Source organism: Flavobacterium quisquiliarum (assembly GCF_019308285.1).
GTDB lineage: Bacteria > Bacteroidota > Bacteroidia > Flavobacteriales > Flavobacteriaceae > Flavobacterium > Flavobacterium quisquiliarum.
The window spans coordinates 181436-198338 of record NZ_WWEM01000012.1; the positions used below are offsets into that span (position 1 = coordinate 181436).

Sequence of the window (16903 nt, forward strand, 5' to 3'; positions counted from 1 at the left end):
ATTAAAATTGCAGATTAAACCCAACCGAAATTGCTTTTGCAAGCGGATATGGATCATTATTTCTAGTTCTTCCTGTGATTGACGGAAGTCCGCTTTCTCCATAAGATTCAGGGTCGCTTCCTGGCCATTTGGTTAATGTCCATAAGTTGGTTCCGCTGACGAAAACATTACCACTGCTTAAATGAAGATTATCTATAATTTGTTTTGGTAATTGATAGGTTAACTGAATACTTTTCAGTCTCAAATAAGAGGTACTATACATTTGTCTGTCAGAAGATCTTGAGTTTCCTGATGGATCCTGATAAGTTGGTTTTGCGAATCTGGCATCTGTATTTGTTGGGCTCCATGTATTGTTGCCGTATTCTGCCACCACATTCTGTCCTAAATAATTGCCTCCTTGAAACAACAGCATATCCCAATAAGCCTGAGCTCCAACAGAATATTGAAATAAAGAACTTAACGATAAACCTTTATAGGTCAGCACATTTGAAAATCCTCCGAAATAATCTGGTTGCATTGTTCCAATAACAGTTCTGTCCAATGAAGTAATTTTACCATCTCCGTTAATGTCTTCGAACATATAATCACCAACACTTAAAGAAGCTCTGCTGTATACACCATCTGGTGCTCCAGCATTTAGTTTGTTTAATTCCTCCTGAGTCTGAATTATTTTAACCACTTTGTATCCTGTTAAAGTTCCAACAGGTTTTCCTACGGTGTAATTATCCGCAATGTTGCTACTTATGGTAGCGCTGTTTAATTTTTCTAAAATGTTTCTGTTCAAAGACCAGTTGATATTAAAACTCCATAGAAAATCTTGTGTTTTAATAATATCTGCACCTAATGAAATTTCAATTCCTTTGTTTGAAACGTCCATTAAATTAGAATAATATTGTGAGGGGCCTAACTCCAACGGAACAGGAGTTTGCGCCAAAGCTCCAGTAGTATTCCTATTATAATAATCAAAACTTCCTTTGATTCTGTCTTTTATAATTGAAAAATCTAAACCTAAATTATATTCTTTGGTAGTCTCCCATCCAATATTTTGGTTCGGTAATGTGCTTGATGCTACTACCGCTGTACTGCCCGCATACAAGTTAGAAGAACTGGTGCTGAAAAATTGCAGATAAGAAAAATTAGCAACATTGGTAGATCCAACTTTACCAATACTACCGCGCAATTGCAGTTTATTAATATAGTCATTGTCTGCTAAGAAATTTTCTTTGGCTAAATTCCATGTCCCAGAAACAGATGGGAAATAACCTCTTTTATTATCTGGACCAAATTTAGACGATGCATCTGTTCTAAAGTTAACGGTAAGATTGTATTTGTCTTTGTAATTATAAGTCAAACGAGAAAACAAAGAGTTAATTCCTGATTCAACAGTCTGATCAGAATATGAAGTTACTCTTTCAGCTGAACTTGCGTTGATTAAAACTTCATCATCTGGGAAACCTGAATAAGCATTTCTCTTATCTCTGTATTTCGTTCTGTCCCAAGAATAACCAACAAGGAAACCAAAATTATTGTCTTTAATTTTAAAATCGTAATTAGCCGTTAAATTGGTGGTAAGGTTACTGTTTACGTTTTCTAAATCAGTTAAAGTTGATTTGTTTGCGTAACCGAAATTAACCATTGTACTTTTTGGCGAAAAAATAGAATTCTGGTTGATAAACAAAGCCGAATTCACATCTGCTTTAAGCGTTAAATTTGAAATTGGAGTTACTTCGATATAAGAATTTCCAATAAAATTATATGAATTTCGGATGTTTTTATTATTTAGTGTCTGCAACGGGTTTGGTGTAAAAGTCTCAAAGCCATACGTGTAATCTGACCACGGAATTAAATTTCCTTGTGCATCCAAATAAGGCTGATCTGGTCTTGCCTGAACCGCTGCTGTATTTACTCCTGCATTTGTTCTTGTAGAAGCTTCTCCAGATTTCGATCTATTATAACCTCCATTCATAGTTCCTCCTACTTTTACATACTTAGAAAGTTTAGAGTCTATATGAAATCTGGTGTTGTATTGATTATAATTATCATTAACAACTAAACCTTCCTGATCTATAGCAGATAATCCGAAGATATAATTGGTCATGTCTGAACCTCCAGAAAAATTAATATTAGCCTGTTGGGTTAGTGCCATATCTCGAAAAACTTTATCATTCCAATTGATATCTTCTTTACCAAACGCATTTTCATTTAAACCTAAATATGTTGGCGGATTTTTGGAGAAATCCATATTGGCAAAATTCAGCATCCCCATATCATAAGGTGACATTGTAGAACTGGAAAGAATCCTATTATAAAAACTCTTGTATTCAGCTGTGTTTAAACTTCGAACGGTATTTATTGGTGTCGCAAAAAAAGTACTGTAATTAACATTGGTGACCGGCTTTCCTTTTTTTCCTTTTTTAGAAGTTACAATGATAACTCCATTTGCTCCTCTGGAACCATAGATTGAAGTTGCCGCTGCATCTTTAAGAATGTTGATACTTTCAATATCATTAGGATTTAAGGTCAATAACGGATTGCTTCCTCCATCATAAGTGCCTGGCATTCCATCTACATTAAAAGGAACTCCGTCAATAACATATAGCGGCTGATTTAAACTTCCTGACAAAGGAGAAGTAATTCCTCTAATGTTTATCATAACAGGAGAACCAGGACGTCCTGAATTTTGAGAAACCTGAACTCCTTTTATCAATCCGCCCAATGCACGGTCAAAACCTGCTACGCCGTTTGACTGTTGTACAAAATCGGTCATTTTAACAGACGAAACTGCACCTGTGACATTAGTACTTTTTTGTTGTCCATAACCAATAAGTACAATTTCATCCAGCTTACTCACACTTGGTTTCAAGCTTACATCGATAATAGTTTTATTTCCTACAGTGATTTTTTGAGTTTCAAAACCCATAAAATAAAACATCAGAACGGTTTGTTCGTTCGGAACGCTAATAGAGTATTTCCCATCAAAATCGGTTACTACTAGTGTAGTTGTTCGGGCTGCATTCATTTCAGAAATTACATTAACACCCGGCAATGGTACTCCGTTGTTATCTGTAACTCTTCCTTTAATTTCTATAGGTGCAGTTTTCTGTCCCGCATTTACTGGGACTTCTTTAATAATTATAGTATTATTTCCAGCAACTTCATATTTGAAATTGCCTGTAGAAAGGCTTTTTTCCAACAGCGTATTGACACTTATGGTTCCTTTTTCAAGCTCAATCTTAGGAAGATTATCAAACATGTCAGAACGATAGACAAATCTGTATTTGGTCTGTTTTTTAATGATCTCGAAAATTTGATCAACGGTTGCTTTTTGGTCATTCTTTATTACAATTTTCACATTTTGGGACAAAAGTTCCAATGGTGTAAAGCTGAAAAGTGCCAGAGAAAGAAAAAGAATAATGGTTCGCATAATTAAAGTTGAAATGCTTTTTCTGGTAGAGAAAACAGCTTTAATAATTTTAATTTTCATAATTTTGGTTTTGGTTTATCAGTTAATCTTGAATTAATTATAAGTCCTATCACGGGAAAAGATGGTTTGTACTTCGACCCACTAACCACTTTTCCCTTTTTTTATTAACTTATAATTTCCTTACTTACTTAAAAATTACAGTCTTTTGGTTTATTTCATACGCGATATTGTTTGTGTTGCTAATAATATTTAGAATTTCTTCTATTTTTTGATCTTTATCTAATATTCCATTAAAGGTTCTGTTTTCTACAGCTTTGTTTTTAAACACGGTTTTAATATCGTACCATCTTTCCAATACTTTCATGATTTCTTTTAAAGGCATTTCCTGAAAGCTAAAAGTCCCGTCTTTCCACGACACTTCATTAAAAACATCTACTGCTGCAACGCGAATACGGTTATTTTCTAATACTGACTGATATCCTGGTTTTAAAATAGTATTATCAAAAGATCCTGATAAATTTACTTTACCTTCTACAAGTGTTGTAAAAATTGCTGGAGTATCTTGATATGCTTTAATATTAAACTCAGTTCCTAAAACTTCAACATTCTGGTTTTTGGTTACCACATTAAAATGAGAACCTTTATGCGCTGTACTTGGCGAAACATCAAAATAAGCTTCTCCATACACCAGTTCAACCTGGCGTGGCTCTCCATCCTCAAAACTTACAGGAAATTTGAGTTTTGATTCTGAGTTTAACCATACTTTGGTACCATCTGCCAATTTGATAAAAAACTGTCCTCCTCTTGGAATGGTCAAATAATTATAAGCTATCGCAGTTTTAGCGGTTTCATTATTGTAAATAATTTCTGTACCGTTACTGTGAACTCCTTTTGAACTGTACTGCGAACCTTTTCCAAGTGCTACTTGTTGCCCATTTGCTAAAACTAAAATAGCTTTGTCTGTTCCCGGTTTAATAACTGGCTGCGTTAACACTGCTTTTATCGGCTGCTTTTCGTTTACATCATTTTTATAAAAATAAATCGTTGAAACAAATACTATAACAGCTGCCGCTGCTGCATATTTCCAAATAGGAAGTTTTCTAACTGGAACTTCAATTTTATTCTGAATCGCTTCCCAACCTTCTTTTTTATTTATCTGCTGCAATAACGCGGAACGCTTTTTTAAAAGTTTTTCGTCGGTAAGATGCTCCAATATATATTGTTTATCTGAATCTGTAAAAAGATCAGAGTCATTCATCGCTTCTGGTTTCTCACGCTTTAAAATAGAGGAAGCGGTTTGACTGGAAATTTTAAGTATTTTCTCGAAAATAGACATCTTAGTAATAGTTATATATTGCTAAGACGATAAAAAGAAAAAGGGGGGTGAAAAAAAAGTTTATTTTTTTTCGCCACGAATTCACGGATTTTCTCTAATATATTCTTTGCCTTTTATTTCTCTGATTTATTGCCAAAGTATAATTCGATTAATTTGCAGCAAAAACTACGTATCGTTTATAAAAAATAATTCGTGAATTCATGGCTATTTATTTTTCGCCACAAATTCACGAATTTTCTCTAATTATTCTTTGCACTTTATTTCTCTGATTTATTGCCAAAGTATAATTCGATTAATTTGCAGCAAAAACTACATATCGTTTATAAAAAATAATTCGTGAATTCGTGGCTATTTATTTTTCGCCACGAATTCACGGATTTTCTCTAATTTATTCTTTGCACTTTATTTCTCTAATTTATACTGAAAATATAATTAGTGAATTGCTTTGTCAGTTCGTGCTATCTCAATATATCAATTTCGAATCTCAAATATGAATGCAATAATAAAGAAACTATCTTTCAATAAAGGTTTTAAACGTTTGTAGGCAATTTTTTTCTGGGTTTTAATGGTATTTAAAGAAACTCCTAGTTCTTCAGAAATTTCGGTGTTGCTAAGTCCTTTGATACTCAATTTTATGATTTGCGCACATTTTGCGGGTAGTGTATTTACAGCTTTTTCTATTAATAATGAAGTTTCAGAAATGACTACTTCTCTTAAAAAAAAGGGATCAGTTTCCATTTGGGCAAAATCTGTTTTCCCTATAGATTCGGTCACTTTATAATGTTTGCTTTTTAAATAATCAAGGGAACGGTTTTTTACAGCAGTATACAAATAAGACTTAATCGTACTATCATTATGAAAATCGATTTTATCTTCCCAAACTTTTATAAAAACTTCCTGAACAATGTCTTTCGATACCTCAAGGTTCTCAACATACTTGTTCGAAAACAGACACAATGTAGGGTAAAGTGTATTGAAAACGTTTTTATATTCCTTTAAACTTAAAGACTGCACTCCCATATTTCCTTTTTGAAAGTCTTAAAAATTTCAGCTCAAATCCTTTTTATTCTTTTTTGTTTTGTTAAAAAGAATCATTTGTATTATTATTTTGTTGCTAATATAAATAAATTGTTAATTGACAGGTAAAATATGTTTCAATAAAAAATTTACTTAACATATTCCTGATTTTAAAAATTTAGAGTTAAAACTTTAAATCACTTTAGAAAAATCAACTTAATCAACTCATATTATGAGAATTAGACTTAAATATTTTTCAAAAATTGAAATAACAAATTCGTTTATTTTAAGAGATTTTGTTAAGTGAATATTTATCTTAAGATGTAGAGAAATTCTTCTAATCTAAAATTTTCTTGTAAAACAGAAATAAAATCTATTGTTTAAGAAAAAATAATATATTTGCCATCAGAACAAAAGAAAATGAACAATCAAATTATTACCCTTATTATTAGCAGCGCTATTATTATCAATCGATATTAGTAAGGGAAATTTTTATATAAAAGTATTACAGTACAATTTTAAAAACCTCCCGCAACGGGAGGTTTTTTCGTTTAGAAGCAACATGAAAAATTTAACATCAATTATTATTATCGCAATTATCATTATTCATTCCCCGTGATGAGTCAGGATTGTATTATATAATAGAAACCTTTCTCAGTAGGATGAGAAAGGTTTTTTTTTTGATCCAAACTGAAACTGAATACACAACAATAACTCAAAAATATTTCACTAACAAATAAGCATTAAACATCCAATGAAAGAGCAATTCACGCTAACATTTTACACCGAAGATCAAATGGGATTAGTCAGCAAAACCGCTGTTATTTTTTCGAGAAGAAAAATCAGCTTTGAAAGTTTTAATATTTCATCTTGTGAAATTAATGGCATGTACAGATTTACCATTGTCGTTATAGAAACTTTTGAGACAGTAAGAAACTTAGCGTTGCAAATTGAAAAAATTATTGATGTTTACAAATGTTATTTTAATACAAATTCTGAAATCGTACACACACAAACCGTTTTGTTTAAACTTCCTATTCATGAAGTTACTAAAGATAGTGTTCAAGAATTATTACAAAAACATAATGCAACTTATAAAATTCTTGAAAGGGATTACACCATAGTAGAAGTTACTGCACAAGAAATTGAAATCGATCTTTTAACAAATCTCTTAATGCAAAACGGACTTATTGAATTTGTCAAAAGTCCGCTCATTGCTTTAATTAAATCAGGAAAAAGTTTTAGAGAAGAGTTTGAAGGTTTTTAAAAGTATTTTTATCTTGAAAGTGGTCGTTTAAAGTACCGTAAACGTCATTTGTCTAATTTTAAATGAAATGATGAAAAAGATTGTTTATTTAGTATAATAAAGTTTCGATTATCTTTAAACTACACTAAACCATTTCTAAACCAAAATTTTATGCAGTCTCGTAGAAAATTCATCAAAAATGCCGGCATTTTTTCTGCTGGATTACTAGCAATTCAATCGGAAGCTTTTGGGTTTAATTCCAATATTTTCGAATTTCCGTTAAAGGATTTTGTATCCCAAAGACCACTTTTGGCAGAGCGTAAATTTACCAGTAAAGCAATTGAGGCTGCTATCGTAAAAGTTAAAAAACAAATTGCGAATCCTGAGCTGGCTTGGATTTTCGAAAACTGTTTTCCAAATACTCTTGATACCACGGTTGACTTTGAAGTTATAGACGGTAAACCAGATACGTATGTTATTACAGGCGATATCGATGCGATGTGGCTGCGTGACAGTACTGCACAGATCTGGCCTTATATTCCGTTTGTAAAACAAGACCCGAAACTAGCCGAATTGGTAAAAGGTGTTATAAATCGTCAAGCGAAATGCATCCTTTTGGATCCTTATGCTAATGCATTTTACAAAGATTTCAATAAAGAAAGTGAATGGAAAAATGATTTAACAGACATGAAACCAGGAATCCATGAACGAAAATGGGAAATTGACAGTTTGTGTTATCCTGTTCGGTTGGCTCATGGTTATTGGAAAGAAACTGGCGATATTTCTATGTTTGACAGCCATTGGAAAGAGGCCATGAAACTAGTTCTAAAAACCTTTAAAGAACAGCAAAGAATGGACGGCAAAGGCGGTCCGTATAGTTTTCAGCGTCAGACGGCTTGGGCTACAGACGGCGTTCCGTTATCGGGTTATGGTTATCCTGTAAAACCATGCGGCTTGATTGTTTCGACTTTTAGACCTAGTGATGACTCTACTTTATTTGGTTATTTGATTCCAAGCAATATGTTTGCGATTGAAATATTAGGGTATCTGATTGAACTATTTTCTCTTCCTGCTTTAAAAGACGACGATTTGGTTCATCAAGCAAAAGAACTTAGGGAACAAGTTCAAAAAGGATTAAATGAGCACGGTATTATAAATCATCCAAAATTTGGAAAAATTATTGCTTTTGAAGTCAATGGATACGGCAGTTTTCATATGATGGATGATGCCAATGTTCCCTCTTTATTATCGCTTCCATATTTGGGTGCAATTGCTCCAGATGATCCATTGTATCTTAATACGAGAAAAGTTGTTTTGTCTGAGAATAATCCATTTTTCTACAAAGGCAAAGCTGGAGAAGGTATTGGAGGCCCGCATACAGGAGTAGACACCATCTGGCCTATGAGTATTGTTTTGAGAGCCATTACAAGTATTGATGAAAACGAAATAAAACAATGTATCAGCACTTTAATTAAAACTAATGCTACCACAGGTTTTATGCACGAATCTTTTCACAAAGATGATGTAACTAAATTCACTCGCAAATGGTTTGCTTGGGCGAACACTTTGTTTGGCGAAATGATTGTACATACCAGTCAAAGATATCCAAAAGTTTTAAAAGATAAAAACTTATAAAAACAAAGCCTTCGTCATTAATGAAGGCTTTGTTCTTTTTTCAAATATTTCATCTTTATTGAATAAAACTTAAAATATCGGCATTAATTCTATCTGCGTCTGTTGTGGGCATGCCGTGGCAAAGGCCAGGATAGGTAATTAATTTTCCGTTTTTCAATAACTTTTCTGCTCTCAATGCTGTTACTTTATAAGGAACAATCTGGTCGTCTTCTCCGTGAAGAATCAAAACTGGAAAATCAACACTTTTTAGATCTTCTGTAAAATCAGTTTCAGAAAATGCTTTTATACAATCATAATGTGCTTTAATTCCTCCGTTCATTCCTTGACGCCACCAATTGTCCTGAATTCCTTTTTTGATATTAGCCCCTTCTCTATTGTAGCCGTAAAAAGGAAAAGTAATATCCTGATAAAACTGTTGTCGGTTGTTTGCCGTATTAAAACGAATATCATCAAAGACTTCAATAGGCACTCCATCTGGATTATTGGCATCTTTCACCATATATGGAGTTACTGCACTTATCAAAATTACTTTAGAAACTCGGCCTTTGCCATATTTAGCTGCATAATGAATTGCTTCTCCTCCTCCTGTTGAGTGACCAATATGAATAGCATCTTTTAGATCTAAAAATGCTGTCAGTTCTGCTACATCTGCTGCATAAGTGTCCATTTCATTGCCTGTAAACGTCTGAGTAGATCTTCCGTGACCTCTTCTATCATGCGCAATAACTCTAAATCCTTTATCCAAGAAAAATAACATCTGTGCGTCCCAGTCATCTGCCGACAAGGGCCAACCGTGATGAAAAAAAATAGGTGTACCTGTTCCCCAATCTTTGTAATAAATCTCTGTTCCGTCTTTTACTTTAATTTTAGCCATTTTAATTTCGTTTTAATTGTTATTATAGATTTTCATACCATTCTAAAACATAATCTGCGACTGCTTCCCAGCCTGGTTCTCCACAGATAAAGTGACTTTTTCCAGGAAAAATTTTCAGATCAACCTGACTATTTCTGTCTTTATACTTTCTCGCCAGTGTTGTTGTAAGTGATGCCGGAAAAATAGTATCGCTAGCGCCTCCAATAAATAAAATTGGTTTGTGTGGTTTGCTGAAGTCAATATTCGAAAAAGAATTTAAAACCAATTCACGGCTGACTTTATAACTTTCAGGCACTGCAATAGTATCAAATGCTTTCGCTCTGTCTCTATGCTGTAAGGTGTTAAAAAAACATTTGTCATACCATTCACGACTTCCCATAAAATATTTACTGGAAGAAAAGAATCCAAAAGCAGGAAGCACTGATTTTAATGTTGTAAAAGGTGGGAATACATTTTTTGGAGGAGCGCCATCTATACTTACTGCCGCAACTGCTTTATCTAATTCTAATAACTTCATTGCTGCCATTCCTGCCATAGAATGTCCAATTATTAATGGTTTTTCGGGCAGGTTTTCTATCAGTTTTACGATATTATTTACTACATCAATAAAACCGGTTTTGGTAAGATCAGGGTGAACTGTTTTTCTTAAATCTGAAGGATTTCCTTGATGACCAGGATTGGCTGGTGTGTAAACCGTATAGCCTTTCTGTTCATATCTTTCTTTCCACTTTGCCCAGCTAACGTCGTTTACAAAGTTTCCATGAATAAGAATAATGGATTTTGATTTTGTCATAAAATTGATATTTAATTAATAAACAGCTTTTTATAATCATAGAACAACTCAGTTTAATGTAAACTGTATCGAAAATCAAATTTGAAGACGCGGTTTATTACAAGAAAAAAATCACGCTTTTTTTAGCTAATCTGATAATGAAAAGAAAAAGCAAGAAGCGTGCTAAACAACTAATTTACTAAAAATCAAATAAATACACTTAAAATTAGTATTAAGATTAGTTATATTTCGCAAATTCATCATATATCGCATATTATAATAACGGATAATACAACGTAAGCAAACAGAACAAAAAATTTAATATATTAAATGGTTAAGAAATTACTGAATATGCAAGTCTTAAGAAGGTTTAAATTAATATTTGAAGAAAAAAAAGAAGTTTTATTCGATTAAAAAATTAGAGATATGGTTTTCTTATTTTTCTAATGGCAGTATAAACTTAAAAGTACTTCCCTTTCCCAGTTTACTTTCAGCCCAGATTTCTCCATGGTGTTTCTTTATAAACTCATGACATAGCAATAACCCTAGCCCGTTTCCAATTTCATTTTCGGTGCCTTTCTGAATTACTTTTTCATTAATTTTAAAAAGCTTTTCCTGTATATTGAGCGGAATTCCGATTCCATTGTCACGAATTGATACTTCTGCTTTTTTATTTGTTTTATAAAGACTAACTACAATTTCTCCGTGCTGTTCTGTAAACTTAATCGCATTGGTTAAAAGGTTTCTTAAAACAGTATCAATCATATCTTTGTCCAGCATTGCACTGACAATTTCTGTTGATTCGAATCTCAAATCAATATTTTTATTTAACGCGATATTTTTATGGAGTTTGATATTTTCTTCGATCAGGTTGTTTAATTCTATCTTTTTGGGATTGTATTCGATCATTCCAGTCTGCATTCTGGACCAATTCAATAAATTTTCGAGCAGTTTATAAATATTCTTGTTGGAATCATGGAGCAATTCTGTAATCTCTTTGATTTCTTCACGGCTGTAAGTATCAATTTCCTGAGACAAAATTTCTGATAAGGCAAGTGACGAACCTAACGGTCCTTTTAAATCATGGGCAATTATGGAGAAGAATAAATTTTTGTCCTTTAATAATTTCTGTATTTTAAGATCCTGCTTTTCTTTCACCAGCAATAAAAAGCCAATTGTTCCAATAAGAGTCAACAAAAACAATCCGATGCTGTATAAGCTGTCAAATGTACTTTGTCTAAAGAAATGTTTCTGCGGACTTACATAAGTATATATTGCTCTAAGAAAGATCAAAATTTCAAAAAAAACATAACAAAGCAGGTAAAATATACGAAACAAATTTGTCGCTTTCTCTCTAAAATAACCAATTGTTGGAGGCAGATATATAGCGAATATGCCAAGAGAAATAATTATAATACGAGTATTCATTGATCCTCCAAGGAAAGCCGCTGTATTAAAAACCACAATTGCAATAACAGTCAAAATAGCTTGTATTTGATAACGTCTATTGAATTTAGCTTTATTCATAGATATTATCGCTATGGTTTCATACCAACAGCCTGAAAGAATAATAGTATTACCAAAGTTGATCGAAATAAAATCAGGAACTATACCTCTCAAAAAAATACATATCCAGCCTATGGTTAATAATACTTTTCCAAAACCAAACGTATTTAACTTTTTTCTATTTTCTGTAGAAGCATACGAAAAGGAATAGCTGAAAATAAGAATGCAGACAAATAAATTTCCCCAAAAATAAAGAAGAAAAATCGTTTTAGGATCTAAGGGTAACAATTTGAGCATTTATATATTTAGAATATTTTAAATAAACACAAATATACAAATTCGAAATAAAAAACCCCGTATCGTCAGGGCGATACAGGGCTTAATATAAGATTTTTCTTTCTTAAAATCAATTTGTCTTTTAGCGAAAAAACAAAAAAATTAGATTATTTAGCATCAAACCATAATTTAGTCGTCAATAGATCTTTTCCTTGATCGGCTATTGCTGCTTGATAGCTTACACCATTTAATGACTGCTCAGTCCCAGGATAGAAAAAACGTGATGGTATTTTTCCGTCCAAAACTGTATCTGGACCAGCTGTTAGAACAGGGAAATCTAATCTTCTCCACTCTGTAAAGGCATCCAAACCTTGCCCGAAGAAAGCAATCCATTTTTGTGTTCCAATAGATTTAGCATAATTTGAAGCATCATATTTTACAACTGCTTGATTTAAATAATTAGAAATTACTGTATTATCTGTAATTCCAAATTGATTGAATGAGGCTGTAATGGCATTTTTATAAAGTGCTTCGGCATCTCCAGAAATAAATCCTCTGGCAGCTGCTTCAGCAAGATTAAATAATGCTTCTGAGTAAGAATAAATTACAGCTGGCGAAGCTGAAGTTAGGAAATAAGTTCCAGGTTTAGATGTTTTAGCAAAACCTTGGTTATTAGCATCACTGTTTGACAATCCGTTACCACCTCCAACATAAGTACCAACGCTTGCATCTGATGGTAATTGAGCGTAAACTGGTAAACGAGGATCCGAAAATTCTTTTAATTTATTAACCATCGTTTTTGAAATACGGAAATCATCACGAGTTTCAAACCAAGCCGAAGCTGGATTTTGCTGAGGAGAAGCAATGTATGTAAACTTAAAAGTATCGTTATTACTACTTAAAACTCCTGCTGGATCAGTTGTTGCCTCAATTGCAGCTTGTTTTGCTAAAGCGGGTTCTTTATCAGCAATTCTTAATGCAATTCTCAGACGAAGAGAATTTACATATCTTTTCCATTTTGCAACATCTCCTTTGTAAACCAAATCACCTGTAACAGTACCATTTGTTGTGCCTAATAAAGACTGCGCTTTTGCTAAATCTTCCAACAAACCTGTGTATACTTCTTTTTGAGTATTGTATGCTGCTGTAACTTTTTGCCCTGCTTCTTTATACGGAATACTTCCGTAAGCATCTGTCAACAATAAAAATGTCCAAGAACGAAGCGTTAAAGCAATTCCTTTGTAGTTTGAATTGGCCTGAGCATCTGGAAAATTAATAATTGTATTCAAATCTGTGATTAAGGTTGCATAACCTGTATTCCACAAAGAAGTGAATGAAGTATTTGAAACATCGTATCTATCTGGTTCAGTATATTGGATTTTAGCCCAATGCTGTACAAATAGTAAAGAGGAGTTAAAGTTATTTTCTGACCCCCAATATAGATCAGCTCCTTGTTTTAAACTTCCAGTTAATAAATAAGGTGCTAGTGGAGTTTCGGTTGCATTTGGATTTTTATTGATGTCATCCAAAGTATCACTGCATGAGGTCAGTGTCAATCCAAATAAGATTATATATGATAGCTTTTTTAGCATGATTTCGTGTTTTTAGAATTTAAGATTAACATTAAGACTGAAATTTCTGGTTGTTGGTAAAGACAAGCTTTCCAAACCTTGTGCATTTCCAGTATTGAAAGCCGTTTCAGGATCAATATTCGGTGCATCTTTATATATAAAGAATAAGTTACGACCAACAGCAGTAATACTTGCTCCTTCTAATCCCAGTTTTCTTGCAAATGACTTATTGAAATTATAAGCCAATTTAATTTCTCTCATTTTTACAAAAGTTGAGCTGTAAATGTAAGCTTCGCTGATGTTGTATGATGCTTTGTAATATTCCTGAGCACTAAGTACTTTTGTGTTTGGAGTTCCATTTTCGTACACTCCTTTAAAAATCATACCGTCATCATAAACCGTTACACCGCTTGGAGCAGTTCCGTTCACCAAAGTTCTTCCATTGGCAGTATTGTTATTTGGATAATAATAACTTAAACCTCCATTTTCAGCACCACGTCCTGGAAGCGTTGAAGCCAATACCCCTGTATAAGTTCCAGTTCTGTTTGTTCCTGAGAAAATTTCTCCACCAACACTTGCATCAACTAAAACTGATAATTCAAGATTTTTATATGTCAAAGTATTAGTAACACCAGCTAAATAATCTGGAGTGTAATGCCCTAAAACTCTCTTTGTTGGATCAGCTTTTGGCAATCCGTTTTCTCCTACTACAATGTTGCCGTTTGCATCACGTAAATAAGCCGTTCCATAAAGTGCTCCATAAGCCTGTCCTACAGATGCCAATACATCTACACCTCCTGAGGAACCAATTGTATAATTTTGAATCTGTTTTGCATAATCCAAAATCTCTACTTTACTTCTGTTTCTAGAATAATTTGCTCCAATATTCCATTTGAAATTCTCTGTCTGAATTGGGCTACCGTCCAATTGAATTTCTAAACCTCGGTTGTTTACTTTTCCAGCATTGATTAATTGTGAGTTGTAGCCGCTCGAAGCTGTTGTTTTGATTTCTAAAATCTGGTCGAAACTGTTTGTGTTATAATAAGCCACATCAAAATGCAATCTGTTTTTCCAGAAAGTAGCCTCTAAACCAATCTCCGTTGAACGTGTAGTTTCTGGTTTTAAATTCTCATTCAATTTTCTTTGTGAAGAAGTTTGAATTGGATTTCCATCAAATGCTGTCTGGAAATTATAAACTGTTGCTAATTGATACGGATCTGCATCATTACCTACTTCAGACCAACCACCACGTAATTTTAAAAAATCAAGTGTATTGCTTTTTAGATTTAATGCCTCAGACAAAACTAAACTTCCATTAATAGATGGGTAAAAATAAGAACGATTGTTGCTTGGTAATGTAGATGACCAATCGTTACGAGCTGTTACGTTCAAATACGCATAGTTTTTATATCCTAATTGTGCAGAAGCATAAGCACTATATACTCTCAATCTTGATAATGTATTTGATGATGTCAAAGGGTCTCTTGAATTCGTCAAAGTATATAGATCTGGTACTGCTAAACGTGGTGCTTTTTGATAATTGTTAGCATCACTGTGATTACGGATGTTGAATCCGGCAAGAGCATCTAAACTAAAATCATCATTCAATTTTTTAGTATAAGTAAAAATACCTTCTGTGTTTTGTTCGTTTACTGTGTAAGCATCTTCAGCGTATGATCCGAAAGGCGTTCCGTTTGTACCGTATTTGATTGTATATTTTCTACGGTCATTGTAATAATCAACTCCTGTACGGAATCTGAAATTAAGTCCATCAGCCAATGTAGCATCCAAATGTACATCTCCAATAAAACGGTTACGCTGCTGACTTGTGGTATTATAATATGCATTCCAATAAGGGTTGCTGTAATAACTGTTATTCCAGTTTACATTTCTGTTATTTTGAAGCTCATTAATATCAACCTGACGACCGAACCATAAAAACTGAAGCATTACACCCGCAGCACGATTCCCTTGTGGTCCACCTGGCAACGCTGGAGCATTAGTTGTAATATAATTACCTGTAACTCCAACTTTTATGCTTTTTGAAATTTGGTAATTCGTGTTAATGGTAAAGTTTGTTTTGTTTACTTCACTATTTGGCACTGTTCCCAATTGTTTTTGATTGTTTACTCCCAAACGAAAATCTGATTTTTCATCTGATCTTGCTACAGAAACACTATTGTCATAGGTAAGTCCTGTATTAAAGAAATCTTTCACATTGTTAGGATGAGCTACAAAAGGGACTGCTTCTCCATTTGAGAAAAATTGAGGTATAAGACGTCCGTCTAATCTTGGCCCCCAGCTTTCGTCAACACCATCATTTACACCGCCTCCTTTTCCGTCAACAAAGCTGAATCTTCCGTTTGAACCTTGTCCATATGAGTTTTGAAAACTAGGTAAAGTCGCTACTTGAGAAATTGTGATTCCTGAATTTACAGTAATTCCCAATCCTTTCTGGCTTTTTCCAGATTTCGTCGTAATCAAAACCACACCATGTGCCGCACGTGATCCGTAAAGTGCCGCCGCGTTTGGTCCTTTTAATACCGTTAAAGTTTCAATATCATTTGGATTTAAATCGGCTATAGCATTTTTAAAGTCACGTGTTGCTCCTCCTACACTTCCTAATTGTGAGTTATCTACAGGAACTCCATCTACCACAAACAATGGCTGATTGTTTCCTGCAATAGAAGTTTCTCCACGAATGATAATACGAGAAGATCCCATATCTCCTTGAGAATTTGTAATACGTACACCCGCTAATTTTCCGCTAAGACTGTTTAAGAAGTTCGTTTCTTTTGTCTCAGCAATATCTTTGTTTTTAAGCGCTTGAGTCGTATATCCTAAAGATTTCTTTTCTTTTGAAATACCAAGCGCTGTAACCACTACTTCAGATAATTGATTTTGTTCTTCTGTAAGATCAATTACAACTGAATTTTCATTAATGGTAAACTCTCTCTTTTTGTATCCCAAGTAACTTACTATTACGGTATATGGCAGTTTCTGTCCCGTTTGGAAATAAAATTTACCATCAAAATCGGTTTGAACACCATGCGTAGTACCTTTAATCACAATTGATGCTCCAATAATAGGTTCTTTAGTAACGGCATCTATCACTGTTCCGCCAACTTTTGACTGAATCAGTGGTTGCTTTTCCTGAGCCGTCGCACCGATGGAAATCAATAAAATACATAATCCAATATATCTATTTAATATTTTTTTCATTAGTTCTTTTTAGTTTAATAAATC

At 33.5% G+C, this 16903-nt stretch carries 10 protein-coding genes; 2 read left to right on the forward strand and 8 right to left on the reverse strand.

Features of this window, described 5'->3' with window-relative positions; all coding sequences use genetic code 11:
• Position 1 precedes the first annotated feature (1 nt).
• From GSY47_RS04575 to GSY47_RS04585, 3 genes are all read right to left on the reverse strand, one after another.
• Positions 2 to 3484, reverse strand: a complete 3483-nt coding sequence (locus GSY47_RS04575) for a SusC/RagA family TonB-linked outer membrane protein (protein ID WP_179003645.1) — start codon at positions 3482 to 3484, stop codon at positions 2 to 4.
• A gap of 124 nt (positions 3485 to 3608) precedes the next feature.
• Positions 3609 to 4760: a FecR family protein gene (locus GSY47_RS04580; RefSeq protein ID WP_179003644.1), complete on the reverse strand. Its 1152-nt coding sequence runs from the start codon at positions 4758 to 4760 to the stop codon at positions 3609 to 3611.
• Between the two features lie 471 nt (positions 4761 to 5231).
• The gene (locus GSY47_RS04585) at positions 5232 to 5780 is read right to left on the reverse strand and encodes an RNA polymerase sigma-70 factor (RefSeq protein ID WP_179003643.1); all 549 of its coding nucleotides are present in this window, start codon (positions 5778 to 5780) and stop codon (positions 5232 to 5234) included.
• A 751-nt stretch (positions 5781 to 6531) separates the two neighbouring features.
• On the opposite strand from GSY47_RS04585, the gene ilvN reads away from it, so the two are divergent.
• Complete coding sequence (gene ilvN, locus GSY47_RS04590) at positions 6532 to 7044, forward strand: acetolactate synthase small subunit (RefSeq protein WP_179003642.1); 513 nt, start codon at positions 6532 to 6534, stop codon at positions 7042 to 7044.
• Positions 7045 to 7194: 150 nt separating this feature from the next.
• On the forward strand, positions 7195 to 8658 hold the full coding sequence (locus tag GSY47_RS04595; RefSeq protein WP_179003641.1) for a glycoside hydrolase family 125 protein: 1464 nt from the start codon (positions 7195 to 7197) through the stop codon (positions 8656 to 8658).
• Between the two features lie 55 nt (positions 8659 to 8713).
• Here the strand turns inward: GSY47_RS04595 and GSY47_RS04600 are convergent, their stop codons facing one another.
• The 5 genes from GSY47_RS04600 to GSY47_RS04620 all read right to left on the reverse strand — a co-directional run bounded on the left by GSY47_RS04600 (position 8714) and on the right by GSY47_RS04620 (position 16879).
• Positions 8714 to 9532, reverse strand: a complete 819-nt coding sequence (locus GSY47_RS04600; RefSeq protein WP_179003640.1) for an alpha/beta fold hydrolase — start codon at positions 9530 to 9532, stop codon at positions 8714 to 8716.
• 22 nt (positions 9533 to 9554) lie between these two features.
• Positions 9555 to 10325 carry an alpha/beta hydrolase gene (locus GSY47_RS04605; RefSeq protein ID WP_179003639.1) on the reverse strand — a complete coding sequence of 257 codons (771 nt, stop codon included), beginning with the start codon at positions 10323 to 10325 and terminating at the stop codon, positions 9555 to 9557.
• Between the two features lie 414 nt (positions 10326 to 10739).
• The gene (locus GSY47_RS04610) at positions 10740 to 12107 is read right to left on the reverse strand and encodes a sensor histidine kinase (RefSeq protein ID WP_179003638.1); all 1368 of its coding nucleotides are present in this window, start codon (positions 12105 to 12107) and stop codon (positions 10740 to 10742) included.
• Between the two features lie 146 nt (positions 12108 to 12253).
• On the reverse strand, positions 12254 to 13678 hold the full coding sequence (locus GSY47_RS04615; RefSeq protein WP_179003637.1) for a SusD/RagB family nutrient-binding outer membrane lipoprotein: 1425 nt from the start codon (positions 13676 to 13678) through the stop codon (positions 12254 to 12256).
• 12 nt (positions 13679 to 13690) lie between these two features.
• A complete protein-coding gene (locus GSY47_RS04620; protein ID WP_179003636.1) occupies positions 13691 to 16879 on the reverse strand; it encodes a SusC/RagA family TonB-linked outer membrane protein in 3189 nt (1062 codons plus the stop codon).
• Positions 16880 to 16903: the final 24 nt, after the last annotated feature.

What these genes read in the sequence shown, in the direction of transcription:
- GSY47_RS04575 (WP_179003645.1), bottom strand. Translation starts at nt 3,484, where the DNA reads ATGAAAATTAAAATTATTAAAGCTGTTTTCTCTACCAGAAAAAGCATT.
- GSY47_RS04580 (WP_179003644.1), bottom strand. Translation starts at nt 4,760, where the DNA reads ATGTCTATTTTCGAGAAAATACTTAAAATTTCCAGTCAAACCGCTTCC.
- GSY47_RS04585 (WP_179003643.1), bottom strand. Translation starts at nt 5,780, where the DNA reads ATGGGAGTGCAGTCTTTAAGTTTAAAGGAATATAAAAACGTTTTCAAT.
- ilvN (WP_179003642.1), top strand. Translation starts at nt 6,532, where the DNA reads ATGAAAGAGCAATTCACGCTAACATTTTACACCGAAGATCAAATGGGA.
- GSY47_RS04595 (WP_179003641.1), top strand. Translation starts at nt 7,195, where the DNA reads ATGCAGTCTCGTAGAAAATTCATCAAAAATGCCGGCATTTTTTCTGCT.
- GSY47_RS04600 (WP_179003640.1), bottom strand. Translation starts at nt 9,532, where the DNA reads ATGGCTAAAATTAAAGTAAAAGACGGAACAGAGATTTATTACAAAGAT.
- GSY47_RS04605 (WP_179003639.1), bottom strand. Translation starts at nt 10,325, where the DNA reads ATGACAAAATCAAAATCCATTATTCTTATTCATGGAAACTTTGTAAAC.
- GSY47_RS04610 (WP_179003638.1), bottom strand. Translation starts at nt 12,107, where the DNA reads ATGCTCAAATTGTTACCCTTAGATCCTAAAACGATTTTTCTTCTTTAT.
- GSY47_RS04615 (WP_179003637.1), bottom strand. Translation starts at nt 13,678, where the DNA reads ATGCTAAAAAAGCTATCATATATAATCTTATTTGGATTGACACTGACC.
- GSY47_RS04620 (WP_179003636.1), bottom strand. Translation starts at nt 16,879, where the DNA reads ATGAAAAAAATATTAAATAGATATATTGGATTATGTATTTTATTGATT.